This window comes from Streptomyces sp. SID12501 (assembly GCF_010550245.1).
Taxonomy (GTDB): domain Bacteria; phylum Actinomycetota; class Actinomycetes; order Streptomycetales; family Streptomycetaceae; genus Streptomyces.
On the sequence record NZ_JAAGLU010000355.1, the window covers coordinates 1 to 552 of the forward strand.

Below are 552 nucleotides of genomic sequence, written 5' to 3' on the forward strand. Positions count from 1 at the left end.
CGTTCCGGGAGCGGTTCGGGCTCACGCCCACGCAGTTCCGGACGGCGGCCCTGCGCGGTCAGCCGCTGCCGGATCCTGGCTGAGGCACCGGGCCCGAGGTCGGACGGCGGCGGACTTTAGCCGCCCGGCTCGGGGCCCGCACGCCGGGGCGGGGAATGCGGCTATTCGGACCCGGTTGACGATTCGTGCGCGCAGAGGCGACATAGCGCGCACTCTCACCCGGTGTACGGGACCAACGACCTCCAGGGTATGGGCGATCCCCACCCGTCGGAGGCTCCCGCATGCCCACGCAGTCCCGAGGTCGCGCGTTCCCGCGCCGCCTCATGTCGTTCGTCGCCGCGTCGCTCGCCGCGCTGCTCGCGCTGCCCGTGCTCACGGCACCGGCGGCCGCGGCAGACCCCCAGTACCTCGGCATCACCAAGTCGGTGGACCGCACTGAGCTCGCGCCGGGCGACACGTACACGTACAGCGTGCAGGTGGCGTGCTCGGAGGCGTCGTGCCTCGACGCGGTGCTGACGGACCCGCTGGGTGAGCACGCGGGGCACGAGCTGC

1 protein-coding gene is annotated in these 552 nt (G+C 73.4%); it reads left to right on the forward strand.

Translation table 11 applies throughout. From position 1 onward, the window contains the following. Nucleotides 1–281: 281 nt before the first annotated feature. Nucleotides 282–552 (forward strand): DUF11 domain-containing protein (locus G3I71_RS46190; RefSeq protein ID WP_164324927.1); only part of this gene is annotated, 271 nt, incomplete at its 3' end.